Origin of the sequence: Paraburkholderia steynii (assembly GCF_900100565.1) — a bacterium.
Taxonomy (GTDB): domain Bacteria; phylum Pseudomonadota; class Gammaproteobacteria; order Burkholderiales; family Burkholderiaceae; genus Paraburkholderia; species Paraburkholderia terrae.
Genome location: NZ_FNDI01000065.1, coordinates 1 through 18,202, shown reverse-complemented (window position 1 = coordinate 18,202; position 18,202 = coordinate 1). Strand labels below are relative to the sequence as shown.

Genomic DNA, 18,202 nt, shown 5'->3' with positions numbered 1-18,202 from the left:
TCGCTCCGATCGCGATGGAAGAAGGTCTGCGCTTCGCAATCCGTGAAGGTGGCCGTACCGTCGGCGCAGGTGTCGTTGCCAAGATCATCGAGTAAGCCAGCTAGTTCTCGTTGATCGGTTGTTTCGGGGTTGGCGATGCCGCCGACCCCAATGGTTTAGGGGTATAGCTCAACTGGCAGAGCGTCGGTCTCCAAAACCGAAGGTTGGGGGTTCGATTCCCTCTGCCCCTGCCAACTCTCGCGTCGCATGTGGCGCTCGTTAAGGTGTTATGGCGAATCCTTCCGTCGAAACTGTTAATACTTCCAGCGACAAGCTGATGCTCGTCGCCGGCGTATTGTTGGTCTTGGCCGGGTTCGTGGGGTTCTTCTGGCTGAATGGCCAAGAGTGGTACGTCCGCGGAGCAGCTCTGGCTGTCGGACTGATCGCAGGCGTCGCAGTCGGTCTTCTCTCAGCGCCCGGCAAAGGTTTTATCGCGTTCGCCAAAGATTCGTACAAAGAAGTCCGCAAGGTTGTCTGGCCGACCCGCAAGGAAGCAAGTCAAACGACTCTGGTGGTTTTCGGGTTTGTACTGATCATGGCGGTGTTCCTCTGGATTTGTGATAAATCCATCGAGTGGACAATTTTCTCGGCGATTCTGGGTTGGAAATGATATGAGTGATATTCCGGCATCCCCGAGCGGAAAACGTTGGTACGTGGTGCACGCCTACTCCGGTATGGAGAAGAGCGTGCAACGTGCGCTTCAGGAGCGCATTGAACGTGCTGGCATGCAGGACAAATTTGGCCAGATTCTCGTCCCGACGGAAGAAGTCGTTGAGGTGAAGGGCGGCCACAAGTCGGTGACTGAACGCCGTTTCTTTCCGGGCTATGTGCTCGTGGAAATGGAGATGACAGACGAGACGTGGCACCTCGTGAAAAACACGGCAAAGGTGACGGGTTTCGTGGGCGGCGCGCGCAATCGTCCCAGCCCGATTTCCCCGCGGGAAGTCGAGAAGATCATGTCGCAGATGCAGGAAGGCGTCGAGAAGCCGCGCCCGAAAACTCTGTTCGAAGTGGGCGAGATGGTTCGTGTAAAAGACGGTCCATTTACCGATTTCAACGGCAGCGTCGAAGAAGTGAACTACGAAAAGTCGCGTGTCCGTGTATCTGTGACGATTTTCGGTCGTGCGACGCCGGTCGAATTGGAATTCGGCCAGGTCGAAAAGCTTTAAGCAAGGTTTCGCGGATCGCGCCAGACGGTGCGGTCCGTCTTTCGCGCTTACGGTCCGCGTAATGGCCGTTGAGGAGCGTCGGTAGTCGAAGCTTGGCGAAGGCGCGTTACTACTCACCGAACGCACTTGCGTTCTAAAGAGGTTTTTCAACATGGCAAAGAAAATCATCGGCTTTATCAAGCTGCAGATTCCTGCAGGTAAAGCCAATCCGTCGCCGCCGGTTGGTCCGGCACTGGGTCAGCGCGGCCTGAACATCATGGAGTTCTGCAAGGCGTTCAACGCGCAGACTCAAGCGATGGAGCCGGGTCTGCCGATTCCGGTCGTCATCACCGCGTTCGCAGACAAGAGCTTTACGTTCGTTCTGAAGACGCCGCCGGCTACGGTCCTGATCAAGAAGGCTGCGAAGCTCGACAAGGGTTCGAGCAAGCCGCACACCGACAAGGTCGGCAAGATCACGCGCGCTCAAGCTGAAGAAATCGCCAAGACCAAGATGCCGGATCTTACGGCAGCTGATCTGGAAGCAGCGGTTCGTACGATCGCTGGTAGCGCCCGCTCGATGGGCATCACCGTGGAGGGCGTGTAAATGGCTAAGCTTTCGAAGCGTCTGCAAGCATTTGCAAACAAGGTTGATCGTCAAAAGCTGTACGCGATCGATGAGGCCCTGTCGCTCGTGAAGGAATGCGCAAGCGCGAAGTTCGACGAATCGATCGACGTCGCAGTGCAACTCGGCATCGACGCGAAGAAGTCGGACCAGGTTGTTCGTGGTTCGGTCGTTCTGCCGGCTGGTACCGGTAAGTCGGTTCGTGTCGCTGTGTTCGCACAGGGTGAAAAGGCCGAGCAGGCTCGTGCGGCTGGCGCTGAAATCGTCGGTATGGAAGACCTGGCTGAGCAAGTCAAGGCCGGTAACCTGAATTTCGACGTCGTGATCGCCTCGCCGGACACGATGCGTGTCGTCGGTACGCTGGGTCAGATCCTCGGCCCGCGCGGCCTGATGCCGAACCCGAAGGTCGGTACGGTCACGCCGGACGTCGCGACGGCAGTCAAGAACGCGAAGGCTGGTCAGGTTCAGTTCCGTGTCGACAAGGCCGGTATCATCCACGCAACCATCGGTCGTGCATCGTTCGAGCCGACGGCTCTGCGTTCGAACCTGAGCGCTTTGGTCGAAGCTCTGCAAAAGGCGAAGCCGGCAACGAGCAAGGGCGTGTACCTGCGTAAGATCGCACTGTCGAGCACCATGGGTGTTGGCGTGCGCGTCGACCAGGCGACGCTCGCAGCACAGTAAAATTTTAGCCGCCTCGGTCGGAAGGCCGAGGCGGATATAAGGGCTTTGGGCGGTCGCGCGATTGCAGTTTGAATCAAGCGGCCGGTTGTCAAAGACCGTTGGTGGAAGTGCAGTAGTTGGGTGCTTCCTTAATTCAAGCCAACGCAGATGGCGAACCCGAAAAAGTTTTGAAGTGATGAAACCGTTCGATTCCCACAGCCATGTGGATCTCGAGCGGTCGAAGTACTCCTGACTGGTCGGACGCCGTTGTTGAACGCGATGTACAAGGCACGTGCCAAGTGCATCGAATCTGGAGGTTAACCGTGCCACTTAACAAAGAAAGTAAGCAGGCCGTCGTAGCTGAGGTTTCCGCGCAAGTCGCGAAAGCTCAGACGGTGGTTCTGGCTGAGTATCGTGGGATCACGGTTGGCGATCTGACCAAGCTGCGCGCGAAAGCGCGCGAGCAACAGGTGTATCTGCGCGTGTTGAAGAACACGCTGGCGCGTCGCGCTGTCGAAGGTACCCCGTTTGCTCCGCTGGCTGAGCAGATGACTGGTCCGCTGATCTACGGCATCTCGGAAGATGCAATTGCTGCTGCGAAGGTCGTTAATGACTTCAGCAAGAGCAATGACAAGTTGGTCATCAAGGCCGGTTCCTACGAAGGCAAGGTGATGGACAAGGCGGGCGTGCAAGCGCTGGCTAACATCCCGAGCCGTGAGGAACTGCTCTCCAAGCTGTTGTTCGTTATGCAAGCTCCTGTTTCTGGCTTCGCGCGTGCTCTGGCCGCGCTGGCAGAAAAGAAGGAAAGCGAAGCTGCGTAAGCAGTGCATCGACGCACTTCAGTCGAGCGTAATTGATCGCTGGCTGTATCCGAATTCAATTTAGGAGTATTTCAAATGGCAATCGCAAAAGAAGACATCCTCGAAGCCGTAGGCTCGATGTCGGTTCTGGAACTGAACGAACTGGTCAAGGCGTTCGAAGAGAAGTTTGGCGTGTCGGCAGCTGCTGTCGCAGTGGCAGGCCCGGCAGGCGGCGGCGCTGCAGCCGCTGTTGAAGAGCAAACGGAATTCACGGTCAACCTGACGGAAGTCGGCGCGAACAAGGTTTCCGTTATTAAGGCAGTTCGTGAACTGACGGGCCTGGGCCTGAAGGAAGCGAAGGACCTGGTCGACGGTGCACCGAAGCCTGTTAAGGAAGCGGTACCCAAGGCTGCTGCTGAAGAAGCCAAGAAGAAGCTGGAAGAAGCCGGCGCGAAGGCTGAAATCAAGTAAGTTTCGGCGCGCTGTGCGAAGGCTGGCGGTTTTCCACCGCCGGCCTTTTTGTGCTTTGTGGGAACGACGTTTTTGCTCTCAAGTTTCGGCAAAAATGTGCTCCCAGAAGCCAAAGAAAATCGCCGTTCGGCAAGTTCGACTGGCGCTTCTCTTTGTCTTCTGAAGCGACTGCAGAAGGCAAGTTTGGTCGGGTAGCGGGCAACACAGGCATCCGCTGCCGTCAGCCAGCGGTTGGTAGCGGCCAACCACCAAGCTTTCAGGCTCGTTCAAGCCATCGGACGGCCAACGGGTCTCAGTCGGTGAACACTCGGGTTGTCACATCAAGGTATCCCGCCTCGACAACAATGCCCGCCGTGATTCGGAGATCGTATGCAATATTCCTTCACCGAGAAGAAGCGTATTCGCAAGAGTTTCGCGAAGCGCCCCATCGTTCACCAAGTACCTTTCCTGCTGGCTACCCAGCTTGAATCATTCAGCACGTTTCTGCAAGCAGAAGTGCCCACAGTGCAGCGCAAACCGGAAGGTCTGCAAGCTGCGTTCACCTCAGTTTTTCCCATTGTTTCGCATAACGGCTTCGCTCGTCTAGAGTTCGTCAGCTACATGCTGTCGCCGCCGGCATTCAACATCAAGGAATGCCAGCAGCGCGGTCTGACTTACTGCTCAGCGCTGCGTGCCAAGGTGCGTCTGGTGCTGCTCGACAAAGAATCGCCGAGCAAGCCCGTCGTCAAGGAAGTGAAGGAGCAGGAAGTGTACATGGGCGAAATTCCGCTCATGACGCCGACTGGCTCGTTCGTCATCAACGGCACGGAACGTGTGATCGTGTCGCAGCTGCACCGTTCGCCTGGCGTGTTCTTCGAACACGACAAGGGCAAGACGCACAGCTCCGGGAAACTGCTGTTCTCGGCACGGATCATCCCTTACCGTGGCTCGTGGCTCGACTTCGAATTCGACCCGAAGGACGTGCTGTACTTCCGCGTCGACCGTCGTCGCAAGATGCCTGTCACGATCCTGCTGAAGGCTATCGGCCTGACGCCGGAACAGATCCTCGCGAACTTCTTCGTGTTCGATAACTTCACGCTGATGCCGGAAGGCGCGCAGATGGAGTTCGTGCCGGAGCGTCTGCGCGGTGAAGTCGCGCGCTTCGACATTACGGATCGCGACGGCAAGGTCATCGTCCAGAAGGACAAGCGTATCAACGCGAAGCACATTCGCGACCTCGAAAACGCGAAGACCAAATACATTTCGGTCCCCGAAGATTATTTGCTCGGCCGCGTGCTGGCAAAGAATGTCGTTGATGGCGACACGGGCGAAGTGATCGCGAACGCGAACGACGAAGTCACCGAAAGCGTACTCGATAAGCTGCGCGAAGCGAAGATCAAGGACATCCAGACGCTCTACACGAACGATCTGGATCAAGGTCCGTACATCTCGTCGACGCTGCGTATCGACGAAACGGCCGACAAGATGGCCGCACGTATCGCGATCTACCGGATGATGCGTCCGGGCGAACCGCCGACGGAAGAAGCCGTCGAGGCGCTGTTCAACCGTCTGTTCTACAGCGAAGAAGCGTACGACCTGTCGAAGGTGGGTCGTATGAAGTTCAACCGCCGCGTGGGCCGTGACGAGATCGTCGGACCGATGACGCTGCAGGACGACGACATCCTCGCGACGATCAAGATCCTGGTCGAACTGCGTAACGGCAAGGGCGAAGTGGACGACATCGACCACTTGGGCAATCGTCGCGTGCGTTGCGTCGGCGAACTGGCGGAGAACCAGTTCCGCGCGGGTCTCGTACGTGTCGAACGTGCAGTGAAGGAGCGCCTCGGCCAGGCCGAAAGCGAAAACCTGATGCCGCACGACCTGATCAACTCGAAGCCGATTTCGTCGGCGATTCGCGAGTTCTTCGGTTCGTCGCAGCTGTCGCAGTTCATGGACCAGACCAACCCGCTGTCGGAAATCACCCACAAGCGCCGTGTCTCGGCACTTGGCCCGGGCGGTCTGACGCGCGAGCGCGCTGGCTTTGAAGTCCGCGACGTGCATCCGACGCACTATGGTCGCGTGTGCCCAATTGAAACGCCGGAAGGTCCGAACATCGGCCTGATCAACTCGCTGGCTCTGTATGCGCACCTGAACGAATACGGCTTCCTCGAAACGCCGTATCGCAAGGTGACGGACAGCAAGGTCACGGATCAGATCGACTATCTGTCGGCGATCGAAGAAGGCCGTTACGTGATCGCTCAGGCGAACGCGGCTGTGGCTGAAGACGGCACGCTGACCGACGAACTCGTGTCGTCGCGTGAAGCGGGCGAAACGCTGATGGTCACGCCGGACCGCATCCAGTACATGGACGTGGCGCCGTCGCAGATCGTGTCGGTGGCAGCATCGCTGATTCCGTTCCTCGAGCACGATGACGCGAACCGTGCATTGATGGGCTCGAACATGCAGCGTCAGGCTGTGCCTTGTCTGCGTCCGGAGAAGCCGGTCGTCGGTACGGGCATCGAGCGTACGGTGGCAGTCGACTCGGGCACGACCGTGCAGGCGCTGCGCGGCGGTGTGGTCGATTACGTCGACGCAGGCCGTATCGTGATTCGTGTGAACGACGATGAAGCGGTGGCTGGCGACGTCGGTGTCGACATCTACAACCTCATCAAGTACACGCGTTCGAACCAGAACACGAACATCAACCAGCGTCCGATCGCGAAGGTCGGCGACAAGGTTGCGCGCGGCGACGTGCTGGCTGACGGCGCTTCGACGGACCTCGGTGAACTGGCGCTTGGCCAGAACATGCTGGTCGCGTTCATGCCGTGGAACGGCTACAACTTCGAAGACTCGATCCTGATCTCGGAGAAGGTCGTTGCGGACGACCGTTATACGTCGATCCACATCGAAGAACTGAATGTCGTGGCTCGCGACACGAAGCTCGGACCGGAAGAAATCACGCGCGACATTTCGAACCTCGCGGAAGTGCAGCTTGGCCGTCTCGACGAGTCGGGCATCGTGTACATCGGTGCGGAAGTCGAAGCAGGCGACGTGCTGGTCGGCAAGGTCACGCCGAAGGGCGAAACCCAGCTGACGCCGGAAGAAAAGCTGCTGCGCGCGATCTTCGGTGAGAAGGCTTCGGACGTGAAGGACACGTCGCTGCGCGTGCCGTCGGGCATGAGCGGCACCGTGATCGACGTGCAAGTGTTCACGCGTGAAGGCATCCAGCGCGACAAGCGTGCGCAACAGATCATCGACGATGAACTGAAGCGCTATCGCCTCGACCTGAACGACCAGCTGCGTATCGTGGAAGGCGACGCGTTCCAGCGTCTCGCGCGTATGCTCGAAGGCAAGGTTGCGAACGGCGGTCCGAAGAAGCTCGCGAAGGGCACGAAGATCGAACGCGCTTACCTGGAAGATCTGGATCACTACCACTGGTTCGACATCCGCCTCGCGGACGAAGAAGCAGCGGCGCAGCTCGAAGCCATCAAGGATTCGATCGAACAGAAGCGCCACCAGTTCGACCTCGCATTCGAAGAGAAGCGCAAGAAGCTCACGCAAGGCGACGAACTGCCGCCGGGCGTGCTGAAGATGGTTAAGGTTTATCTGGCTGTGAAGCGTCGTCTGCAGCCTGGCGACAAGATGGCAGGCCGTCACGGTAACAAGGGTGTCGTGTCGAAGATCGTTCCGATCGAAGACATGCCGTACATGGCCGATGGCCGTCCGGCTGACGTCGTGCTGAACCCGCTGGGCGTTCCGTCACGGATGAACGTGGGTCAGGTTCTCGAAGTGCATCTGGGTTGGGCCGCGAAGGGTCTGGGCTGGCGTATTGGCGAAATGCTGCAGCGTCAGGCGAAGATCGAAGAAGTTCGCAAGTTCCTGACCAAGATCTACAACGAGTCGGGCCGCGCGGAAGAGCTGGAAAGCTTCACCGACGACGAAATCCTCGAACTCGCGAAGAACCTGCGCGAAGGCGTGCCGTTCGCAACGCCGGTGTTCGACGGTGCGACGGAAGAGGAAATGTCCAGCATGCTGGATCTGGCCTACCCGGACGACATCGCGCAGAACCTTGGCATGACGAAGTCGAAGAACCAGGTGCGTCTGTATGACGGCCGCACGGGTGAAGCCTTCGAACGTACGGTGACGGTTGGCTACATGCACTACCTGAAGCTGCACCACTTGGTCGACGACAAGATGCACGCGCGTTCGACCGGTCCGTACTCGCTGGTCACGCAGCAACCGCTGGGTGGTAAGGCGCAGTTCGGTGGTCAGCGCTTCGGTGAAATGGAAGTGTGGGCGCTCGAAGCCTACGGCGCATCGTATGTGCTGCAGGAAATGTTGACGGTCAAGTCGGACGACGTGACGGGCCGGACCAAGGTTTACGAGAACCTGGTGAAGGGCGATCACGTGATCGACGCGGGCATGCCGGAATCCTTCAACGTGCTGGTGAAGGAAATCCGCTCGCTCGGTATCGACATCGACCTCGACCGCAACTAATCGGACTACGGAGAGAAAGCAATGAAAGCTCTGCTCGATCTATTCAAGCAAGTCCAACAGGAAGAAGTTTTTGACGCGATCAAGATCGGTCTGGCCTCGCCGGACAAGATCCGTTCGTGGTCGTTCGGTGAAGTCAAGAAGCCGGAAACGATCAACTACCGCACGTTCAAGCCGGAGCGGGATGGTCTGTTCTGCGCGAAGATTTTCGGTCCGATCAAGGACTACGAATGCCTTTGCGGCAAGTACAAGCGCCTGAAGCACCGTGGCGTGATCTGCGAGAAGTGCGGCGTCGAAGTGACGCTCGCGAAGGTGCGTCGCGAACGCATGGGCCACATCGAACTGGCCTCGCCTGTCGCGCACATCTGGTTCCTGAAGTCGCTGCCGTCGCGTCTGGGCATGGTGCTCGACATGACGCTGCGCGACATCGAGCGCGTGCTGTACTTCGAAGCATATGTGGTGATCGATCCGGGCATGACGCCGCTGAAGGCGCGTCAGATCATGACGGAAGAGGATTACTACAATAAGGTCGAAGAGTACGGTGACGAATTCCGCGCTGAAATGGGCGCGGAAGGCGTGCGCGAACTGCTGCGCGCGATCAACATCGACGAGCAGGTCGAAACGCTGCGCTCGGAGCTGAAGAACACGGGTTCGGAAGCGAAGATCAAGAAGTACGCGAAGCGTCTGAAGGTGCTCGAGGCCTTCCAGCGTTCGGGCATCAAGCCCGAGTGGATGATTCTCGAAGTGCTGCCGGTGCTGCCGCCGGAACTGCGTCCGCTGGTTCCGCTGGACGGCGGTCGTTTCGCGACTTCGGACCTGAACGACCTGTATCGCCGCGTGATCAACCGTAACAACCGGTTGAAGCGTCTGCTCGAACTGAAGGCGCCTGAAATCATCGTCCGCAACGAAAAGCGGATGCTGCAGGAAGCCGTCGATTCGCTGCTCGACAACGGCCGTCGCGGTAAGGCGATGACGGGCGCGAACAAGCGTCCGCTGAAGTCGCTCGCCGACATGATCAAGGGTAAGGGCGGTCGCTTCCGTCAGAACCTGCTGGGCAAGCGCGTCGACTACTCGGGCCGTTCGGTCATCGTGGTTGGCCCGACGCTGAAGCTGCACCAGTGCGGTCTGCCGAAGCTGATGGCGCTCGAACTGTTCAAGCCGTTCATCTTCAACAAGCTGGAAGTGATGGGTGTCGCTACCACCATCAAGGCTGCGAAGAAGGAAGTCGAGAACCAGACTCCGGTGGTGTGGGACATCCTCGAAGAGGTGATCCGCGAGCATCCGGTCATGCTGAACCGCGCGCCGACGCTGCACCGTCTTGGCATTCAGGCTTTCGAGCCGGTGCTGATCGAAGGTAAGGCAATCCAGCTGCACCCGCTCGTTTGCGCGGCGTTCAACGCCGACTTCGACGGTGACCAGATGGCTGTTCACGTTCCGCTGTCGCTCGAAGCGCAGATGGAAGCGCGTACGCTGATGCTGGCGTCGAACAACGTGCTGTTCCCGGCCAACGGCGATCCGTCGATCGTGCCGTCGCAGGATATCGTGCTCGGTTTGTACTACGCGACTCGTGAAGCTGTGAACGCCAAGGGCGAAGGCCTGACGTTCACGGGCGTCTCGGAAGCGCTGCGTGCTTACGAGAACAAGGAAGTCGAGCTCGCCTCGCGCGTCAACGTGCGGATCACCGAAATGGTCCATAACGAAGACAAGTCGGAAGGTGCGCCGGCGTTCGTGCCGAAGATCACGCTGTACGCGACGACCGTCGGCCGTTCGATCCTGTCGGAAATTCTGCCGCCGGGCTTGCCGTTCTCGGTGCTGAACAAGCCGCTGAAGAAGAAGGAAATCTCGCGTCTGATCAACACCGCGTTCCGCAAGTGCGGTCTGCGTGAAACGGTGATTTTCGCCGACCAGTTGATGCAGTCGGGTTTCCGTCTGGCAACGCGCGCTGGTATCTCGATCTGCGTCGACGACATGCTCGTGCCGCCGCAGAAGGAAACCATCGTCGGCGACGCCGCGAAGAAGGTGAAGGAATACGACCGTCAGTACATGTCGGGTCTTGTCACGTCGCAAGAACGCTACAACAACGTGGTCGACATCTGGTCGGCAACGTCGGAAGCGGTCGGCAAGGCGATGATGGAACAGCTGTCGACGGAACCGGTCACGGATCGCGACGGCAACGAAACGCGTCAGGAATCGTTCAACTCGATTTACATGATGGCGGACTCGGGTGCTCGTGGTTCCGCGGTTCAGATTCGTCAGCTGGCCGGTATGCGTGGCCTGATGGCGAAGCCGGACGGCTCGATCATCGAGACGCCGATTACGGCGAACTTCCGTGAAGGCCTGAACGTGTTGCAGTACTTCATCTCGACCCACGGCGCACGTAAGGGTCTGGCTGATACGGCACTGAAGACGGCAAACTCGGGTTACCTGACGCGTCGTCTCGTCGACGTGACGCAGGATCTGGTGGTGGTTGAGGACGATTGCGGTACGTCCAACGGCGTCGCCATGAAGGCGTTGGTTGAAGGCGGTGAAGTCGTCGAAGCGCTGCGTGACCGTATCCTCGGTCGCGTGACGGTGGCTGACGTCGTCAATCCGGAATCGCAGGAAACGCTGTACGAAACGGGCACGTTGCTCGACGAAGACGCGGTCGAAGAAATCGAACGCCTCGGCATCGACGAAGTGCGCGTGCGTACGCCGCTGACTTGCGAAACGCGTTACGGTCTGTGCGCAGCCTGCTACGGCCGCGACCTGGGCCGCGGCTCGTCGGTCAACGTCGGCGAAGCAGTGGGCGTGATCGCTGCGCAGTCGATCGGTGAGCCGGGCACGCAGCTGACCATGCGTACGTTCCACATCGGTGGTGCGGCATCGCGTGCGGCAGTGGCGTCGTCGGTCGAAGCGAAGTCGAACGGTACGGTGCGTTTCACGTCGACGATGCGTTACGTAACGAATGCGAAGGGCGAGCAGATCGTCATCTCGCGTTCGGGCGAAGCGATGATCACCGACGATCACGGCCGCGAGCGCGAGCGTCACAAGGTGCCGTACGGCGCGACGCTGCTGCAACTCGACGGCGCGCAGATCAAGGCGGGCACGCAACTGGCCACGTGGGATCCGCTGACGCGTCCGATCATCACCGAGTGGGGCGGTACGGTGAAGTTCGAAAACGTCGAGGAAGGCGTGACGGTCGCGAAGCAGATCGACGACGTGACGGGTCTTTCGACACTCGTCGTGATCGACGTGAAGCGCCGCGGCTCGCAGGCTTCGAAGAGCGTGCGTCCGCAGGTCAAGCTGCTCGACGCGAACGGCGAAGAAGTCAAGATCCCGAACTCGGAGCACTCGGTTCAGATCGGCTTCCAGGTCGGCGCACTGATCACCGTGAAGGACGGTCAGCAGGTTCAGGTGGGTGAAGTGCTCGCACGTATCCCGACTGAAGCGCAGAAGACGCGTGACATTACGGGTGGTCTGCCGCGTGTGGCGGAACTGTTCGAAGCACGTTCGCCGAAGGACGCAGGTATCCTGGCGGAAGTCACGGGTACGACGTCGTTCGGTAAGGACACGAAGGGCAAGCAGCGTCTCGTTATCACGGACCTCGAAGGCAATCAGCACGAGTTCCTGATCGCGAAGGAAAAGCAGGTTCTGGTACACGATGGTCAAGTCGTCAACAAGGGCGAAATGATCGTCGACGGGCCGGCGGATCCGCACGACATCCTGCGTCTGCAGGGTATCGAAGCGCTGTCGCGTTACATCGTGGACGAAGTGCAGGACGTGTACCGTCTGCAGGGCGTGAAGATCAACGACAAGCACATCGAGGTGATCGTGCGTCAGATGCTGCGTCGCGTGCAGATCAGCGACAACGGCGATACGCGCTTCATCCCGGGTGAGCAGGTCGAGCGTTCGGACATGCTGGACGAAAACGATCGCATGATCGCGGAAGACAAGCGTCCGGCAACGTACGAGAACATCCTGCTGGGTATCACGAAGGCGTCGCTGTCGACCGATTCGTTCATCTCCGCGGCATCGTTCCAGGAAACGACCCGCGTGCTGACGGAAGCGGCGATCATGGGCAAGCGCGACGATCTGCGTGGCCTGAAGGAAAACGTGATCGTCGGTCGTCTGATTCCGGCCGGTACGGGTCTCGCGTTCCACAAGGCGCGCAAGACCAAGGAAATGGCGGATCGCGAGCGTTTCGACCAGATCGCTGCAGAAGAGGCCTTCGAGTTCGGTACGCCGGAAACCCCGGCCGCCGAGCAAACGCCGCACACCAACGAGTAAGCCGGCAGGCGGCGCAAGCCGCCTTGCCTGTGAAGTTGGCCGACGTTGCCTGAACCGCCCGGTTTCGACCGGGCGGTTTTTTTTCGTCTTTAGAATTTGCGTTCCTTCCTATGCCCTTCGGACTCTGCCGGATGGCCAGTTACACGACAAACCTCGGGCGAAGTGCGATTGCGTTGGTAAAATTCGTGTCACCTGCTCCGCGCACTTTTCTCTCTCCTTCATGTCCCGTTCGCTCCAGATCCTCAACGAAGTTTTCGGTTATCCCGCGTTTCGAGGGCAGCAGGGCGAAATCGTCGAGCACGTTTCTTCAGGCGGCGACTGCCTGGTGTTGATGCCGACGGGCGGCGGCAAATCGCTGTGCTATCAGATTCCTTCGCTGGTGCGCCGCGAAGCCGGGTTGGGCGCAGGGATCGTCGTGTCACCGCTGATCGCGTTGATGCAGGATCAGGTGGCGGCGCTAAGGGAAGTCGGTGTGCGCGCGGCGTATCTGAACTCGACGCTGTCGGGCGCCGATGCCGCCGCGACGGAGCGCGCGTTGCGCGAGGGCGAAATCGATCTGCTGTATGTCGCCCCTGAACGGCTGATGACGCCACGCTTTCTCGATCTGATCGAACGCGCGCGCATCGGCTTGTTCGCCATCGACGAAGCGCATTGCGTGTCGCAATGGGGCCACGATTTCAGGCCCGAGTACATCCAGCTTTCGGTGTTGCACGAGCGGTTCCCTTCGGTACCGCGTATCGCGCTGACCGCCACCGCCGACGCGATCACGCGCGACGAGATCATCCATCGCCTGGCGCTGGACGACGCGCGCGTGTTCGTGTCGAGCTTCGATCGACCGAACATCCGCTATCGGATCGTCGAGAAGGACAACGCGCGTTCGCAACTGCTCGACTTCATCCGCGCGGAACACACACGCACGGACGGCACGACTGACGCGGGCGTCGTGTATTGCCTGTCGCGCCGCAAGGTCGAGGAAACGGCCGAGTGGCTGAAAGGGCAGGGCGTGCGTGCGCTGCCATATCACGCGGGCATGGAATTCGAAGTGCGTCAGCGGCATCAGGAGATGTTTCAGCGAGAGGAAGGCGTCGTGATGTGTGCGACGATCGCGTTCGGCATGGGCATCGACAAGCCGGACGTGCGCTTTGTCGCGCATCTTGATTTGCCGAAGAGCGTCGAAGGTTATTACCAGGAAACGGGGCGTGCCGGCCGTGACGGATTGCCGGCGAACGCGTGGATGACCTACGGTCTCGGCGACGTCGTGCAGCAGCGCAAGATGATCGACGAATCAGAAGCCGACGACGCGCATAAGCGAGTGCAAACCGGCAAGCTCGATGCGTTGCTCGGTTTATGCGAAACCGCGACATGCCGGCGCGTGCGGTTGCTCGCTTACTTCGGCGAAGAGGGCAAGCCCTGCGGCAACTGCGATACATGTCTCGAGCCGCCGGCGTCGTGGGATGCGACGCGTGAATCGCAGATGGCGCTGTCATGCGCGTTCCGTGCGCAGCGCGCTAGCGGCTTCAATTTCGGCGCAGGACATCTGATCGACATTCTTCGCGGCAATCGCACTGAGAAGATTCTGCAGCGTGGCCACGAGAAGCTGAGCACCTTCGGAATCGGCGCGGCGTTGTCCGAGCATGAATGGCGTGCGGTATTTCGCCAGTTGGTCGCATTCGGATTTCTCACCGTCGATCACGACGGTTTTGGCGCCCTCGTGCTGACGGAAGCCAGCAAGCCCGTGCTAAAAGGCGAGCAACAAGTGACGATGCGTCGGTATGTGAAGCCGGTGCGCACGCGTCAATCTTCGGGACGCACAAGCGAACGTGCCGATCCGACAGCGGGCATGAATTCACGCGAGCGAGCGCGTTGGGACCGCCTGCGCGCCTGGCGTACCGAAACCGCGAAGAGCGATGGCGTACCAGCGTATGTCATTTTCCACGACGCCACGCTGGCCGAAATCGCGCGTAATTCCCCTGAATCGCTCGACGATCTGCGCCACATTCCCGGCATGGGCGCGCGCAAGCTCGACCGTTTCGGCGACGAACTGCTTGAAGTCGTCGCTGCGGATTGAGTTCGAACAGCCCGCCGCCCCTTTCGAATCGACGCAACCTGTTGACTCGTTTAGGATTTTCGGAATATGATGTTAGGTTCCGGTTCTTGGCGGGATTGCGTGCGACGCAAGCTCGTCGCCGACACGTCAAGGCTGGAAGTCAGCAGTAGTCAGAAACGCGTCATTTTCTGCTTTGCCCAGAAACGAACGCGTCGATTTTGTTCAATTTCAGGAATAAACAATGCCAACCATCAATCAACTGGTTCGCAAAGGCCGCACGTCGGAAACGACGAAGAGCAAGAGCCCGGCCTTGCAGGACTGCCCCCAGCGTCGCGGCGTATGCACCCGTGTGTACACCACGACGCCTAAGAAGCCTAACTCGGCGCTCCGTAAGGTCGCCAAGGTTCGTCTGACGAACGGCTTCGAAGTCATTTCGTACATCGGTGGTGAAGGCCACAACCTGCAGGAACACTCGGTCGTGCTGATTCGCGGCGGCCGTGTGAAGGACTTGCCGGGTGTGCGTTACCACATGGTTCGTGGCTCGCTGGATACCCAGGGCGTCAAGGATCGTAAGCAAGCTCGCTCGAAGTACGGTGCGAAGCGTGCCAAGGCTGGCAAGTAAGTAGTCGGTCAGCAGTAACAGGTCGCTCGCAAGAGCGGTTTAGCGGTGGTGCCGGATAGCCGGTGCTGTCGAGTAAGTGGTCACCCGACCAGGCTGGTAAGTCGTTATGGATGAATCGGGTTAGTTGGTGGCCGCGGGGTGGGTGCAGGAAAGCGCCGCTCCAACTGAAAAGTTAAAGGAAGAAACATGCCGCGTCGTCGCGAAGTCCCCAAGCGGGAAGTGTTGCCGGATCCGAAGTTCGGTAACGTTGATGTTGCAAAATTCATGAACGTGCTGATGCTCTCCGGCAAGAAGTCGGTTGCCGAGCGCATCGTGTACGGCGCTTTCGAACAGATCCAGACCAAGGGTGGCAAGGACCCGCTGGAAGTGTTCACGGTAGCGCTCAACAACGTGAAGCCGGTGGTCGAAGTGAAGAGCCGTCGCGTTGGTGGTGCGAACTATCAGGTTCCGGTCGAAGTGCGTCCGTCGCGTCGTATGGCATTGGCGATGCGTTGGCTGCGTGAAGCCGCGAAGAAGCGCAGCGAGAAGTCGATGGCTCTGCGTCTGGCTGGTGAACTCTCCGAAGCGGCTGAAGGCCGTGGCGGCGCGATGAAGAAGCGCGACGAAGTTCACCGGATGGCAGAAGCCAACAAGGCGTTCTCGCATTTCCGTTTCTAAGCATCCCGTCCCCGGACTGGCTGTAAAGCGGAAAGAAATTCCGGGCGGGTGCGCTTACAAAGCGCCTCGCCCGTTTGTGTTAGAGCGCGATGGACTGGTTTCCATCGTGTCATCCCAATAGAGGATTAAAGTGGCTCGCAAGACACCTATCGAGCGCTACCGCAACATCGGTATTAGCGCTCACATCGACGCCGGCAAAACGACGACGACCGAGCGCATCCTGTTCTATACCGGCGTGAACCACAAGATCGGTGAAGTGCATGACGGCGCCGCCACCATGGACTGGATGGAACAGGAGCAGGAACGTGGTATTACCATCACGTCCGCTGCTACCACGGCGTTCTGGAAAGGCATGGCAGGCGACCGCGCCGAGCACCGTATCAACATCATCGACACCCCGGGCCACGTTGACTTCACGATTGAAGTCGAGCGCTCGATGCGCGTGCTCGACGGTGCGTGCATGGTCTACTGCGCAGTGGGCGGCGTGCAGCCGCAGTCGGAAACGGTTTGGCGCCAGGCGAACAAGTACAAGGTTCCCCGTCTCGCGTTCATCAACAAGATGGACCGCACCGGCGCGAACTTCTTCAAGGTCTACGACCAGCTCAAGCTGCGTCTGAAGGCGAACCCGGTTCCCGTCGTCGTGCCGATCGGCGCGGAAGAGAACTTCACGGGCGTCGTCGACCTGATGAAGATGAAGGCGATCATTTGGGACGAAGCGTCCCAAGGTACGAAGTTTTCGTACGAAGAGATCCCGGCTGAACTGGTCGATTCGTGCAACGAATGGCGCGAAAAGATGATCGAAGCCGCGGCTGAGTCGAGCGAAGACTTGATGAACAAGTACCTCGAAGACGGCGAGCTGTCGGAAGCGGAAATCATCAAGGGTCTGCGCGACCGTACGATCGCTTGCGAAATCCAGCCGATGCTGTGCGGCACCGCGTTCAAGAACAAGGGCGTGCAACGTATGCTGGACGCCGTTCTGGACTTCCTGCCGTCGCCGATCGACATTCCGCCGGTTACGGGCGAACTGGAAAACGGCGAAAAGGGTGAGCGCCGCGCTGCCGACGACGAAAAGTTCTCGGCACTGGCATTCAAGATCATGACCGACCCGTTCGTCGGCCAACTGATCTTCTTCCGTGTGTACTCGGGCGTCGTGAATTCGGGTGACACCGTGCTGAACGCGACCAAAGACAAGAAGGAACGTCTGGGTCGTATTCTGCAGATGCACGCGAACCAGCGCGAAGAAATCAAGGAAGTGCGCGCAGGCGACATCGCTGCTGCAGTCGGCCTGAAAGACGCAACGACCGGCGACACGCTGTGCGATCCGCAAAGCCCGATCGTGCTCGAACGCATGATTTTCCCGGAGCCGGTGATTTCGCAGGCTGTTGAGCCGAAGACGAAGCCTGACCAGGAAAAGATGGGTCTGGCGCTGAACCGTCTGGCTCAGGAAGATCCGTCGTTCCGCGTTCAAACGGACGAAGAATCGGGCCAAACCATTATTTCGGGCATGGGCGAGCTCCACCTGGAAATTCTGGTTGACCGTATGAAGCGCGAATTCGGCGTTGAAGCGACCGTCGGCAAGCCGCAGGTTGCTTACCGCGAAACGATTCGCGGCAAGGCGGAAGACGTTGACGGCAAGTTCGTCAAGCAGTCGGGTGGTCGCGGCCAATACGGCCACGCGGTCATCACGCTTGAACCGAATGAGCAAGGCAAGGGCTACGAGTTCCTCGACGAGATCAAGGGTGGTGTGATTCCGCGTGAATACATCCCCGCGGTCGACAAGGGCATCCAGGAAACGCTGAAGGCAGGCGTGCTGGCAGGCTTCCCGGTCGTCGACGTCAAGGTTCACCTGACGTTTGGCTCGTACCACGACGTTGACTCGAACGAAAATGCGTTCCGCATGGCCGGCTCGATGGCGTTCAAGGAAGCAATGCGCAAGGCTCAGCCGGTCATCCTCGAACCGATGATGGCTGTCGAAGTCGAAACGCCGGAAGACTACATGGGCAACGTGATGGGCGACCTGTCGGGCCGTCGCGGTATCGTCCAGGGCATGGACGACATGGTTGGCGGCGGCAAGATCGTCCGCGCCGAAGTGCCGCTGTCGGAGATGTTTGGCTACTCGACGTCGCTGCGCTCGCTCACGCAAGGTCGCGCAACGTACACGATGGAATTCAAGCACTACGCAGAAGCTCCGCGTAACGTGTCGGAAGCGATCATCAACGCGAAGTCGAAGTAAGACCTCGCATAGTCATTCATCGAACAACTTTTTTGAAAGAAGAGAAACATGGCTAAAGGTAAATTCGAACGGACCAAGCCGCACGTGAACGTCGGCACGATCGGTCACGTTGACCACGGCAAGACCACGCTGACGGCAGCGATCACGACGGTGCTGACGGCAAA

At 59.2% G+C, this 18,202-nt stretch carries 14 protein-coding genes and 1 tRNA gene; all 15 read left to right on the top strand.

The features are described from left to right. Positions 1–95 (top strand): EF-Tu C-terminal domain-related protein (locus tag BLT65_RS45740; protein WP_072445389.1); only part of this gene is annotated, 95 nt, incomplete at its 5' end. Between the two features lie 62 nt (positions 96–157). Then, positions 158–233: transfer RNA gene (locus BLT65_RS45735), tRNA-Trp, on the top strand. A 35-nt stretch (positions 234–268) separates the two neighbouring features. Beyond that, positions 269–649 (top strand): preprotein translocase subunit SecE, encoded by a 381-nt coding sequence (gene secE / locus BLT65_RS45730; protein ID WP_007578365.1) that lies wholly within the window; start codon positions 269–271, stop codon positions 647–649. Position 650: 1 nt separating this feature from the next. After that, complete coding sequence (gene nusG / locus BLT65_RS45725; protein ID WP_007578364.1) at positions 651–1,208, top strand: transcription termination/antitermination protein NusG; 558 nt, start codon at positions 651–653, stop codon at positions 1,206–1,208. Between the two features lie 151 nt (positions 1,209–1,359). Further along, on the top strand, positions 1,360–1,791 hold the full coding sequence (gene rplK, locus BLT65_RS45720; RefSeq protein ID WP_091790644.1) for a 50S ribosomal protein L11: 432 nt from the start codon (positions 1,360–1,362) through the stop codon (positions 1,789–1,791). Then, complete coding sequence (gene rplA / locus BLT65_RS45715; RefSeq protein ID WP_007578362.1) at positions 1,792–2,490, top strand: 50S ribosomal protein L1; 699 nt, start codon at positions 1,792–1,794, stop codon at positions 2,488–2,490. A gap of 302 nt (positions 2,491–2,792) precedes the next feature. Continuing rightward, positions 2,793–3,290 (top strand): 50S ribosomal protein L10, encoded by a 498-nt coding sequence (gene rplJ, locus BLT65_RS45710; protein WP_035988790.1) that lies wholly within the window; start codon positions 2,793–2,795, stop codon positions 3,288–3,290. A gap of 75 nt (positions 3,291–3,365) precedes the next feature. Beyond that, positions 3,366–3,740: a 50S ribosomal protein L7/L12 gene (rplL, locus tag BLT65_RS45705; RefSeq protein ID WP_035935559.1), complete on the top strand. Its 375-nt coding sequence runs from the start codon at positions 3,366–3,368 to the stop codon at positions 3,738–3,740. Between the two features lie 369 nt (positions 3,741–4,109). Further along, positions 4,110–8,216, top strand: a complete 4,107-nt coding sequence (gene rpoB / locus BLT65_RS45700) for a DNA-directed RNA polymerase subunit beta (RefSeq protein ID WP_042316284.1) — start codon at positions 4,110–4,112, stop codon at positions 8,214–8,216. 21 nt (positions 8,217–8,237) lie between these two features. Next, on the top strand, positions 8,238–12,479 hold the full coding sequence (gene rpoC, locus BLT65_RS45695; RefSeq protein ID WP_042316286.1) for a DNA-directed RNA polymerase subunit beta': 4,242 nt from the start codon (positions 8,238–8,240) through the stop codon (positions 12,477–12,479). 220 nt (positions 12,480–12,699) lie between these two features. After that, entirely contained in the window at positions 12,700–14,547 is a 1,848-nt protein-coding gene (gene recQ / locus BLT65_RS45690; RefSeq protein ID WP_042316288.1) for a DNA helicase RecQ, read from the top strand. A gap of 220 nt (positions 14,548–14,767) precedes the next feature. Then, complete coding sequence (gene rpsL, locus BLT65_RS45685; protein ID WP_006053290.1) at positions 14,768–15,148, top strand: 30S ribosomal protein S12; 381 nt, start codon at positions 14,768–14,770, stop codon at positions 15,146–15,148. Between the two features lie 186 nt (positions 15,149–15,334). Then, entirely contained in the window at positions 15,335–15,805 is a 471-nt protein-coding gene (gene rpsG / locus BLT65_RS45680) for a 30S ribosomal protein S7 (RefSeq protein WP_006053291.1), read from the top strand. A gap of 130 nt (positions 15,806–15,935) precedes the next feature. Continuing rightward, entirely contained in the window at positions 15,936–18,038 is a 2,103-nt protein-coding gene (fusA, locus tag BLT65_RS45675) for an elongation factor G (RefSeq protein WP_042316290.1), read from the top strand. Positions 18,039–18,086: 48 nt separating this feature from the next. Then, positions 18,087–18,202 (top strand): GTP-binding protein (locus tag BLT65_RS45670; RefSeq protein WP_035515644.1); only part of this gene is annotated, 116 nt, incomplete at its 3' end.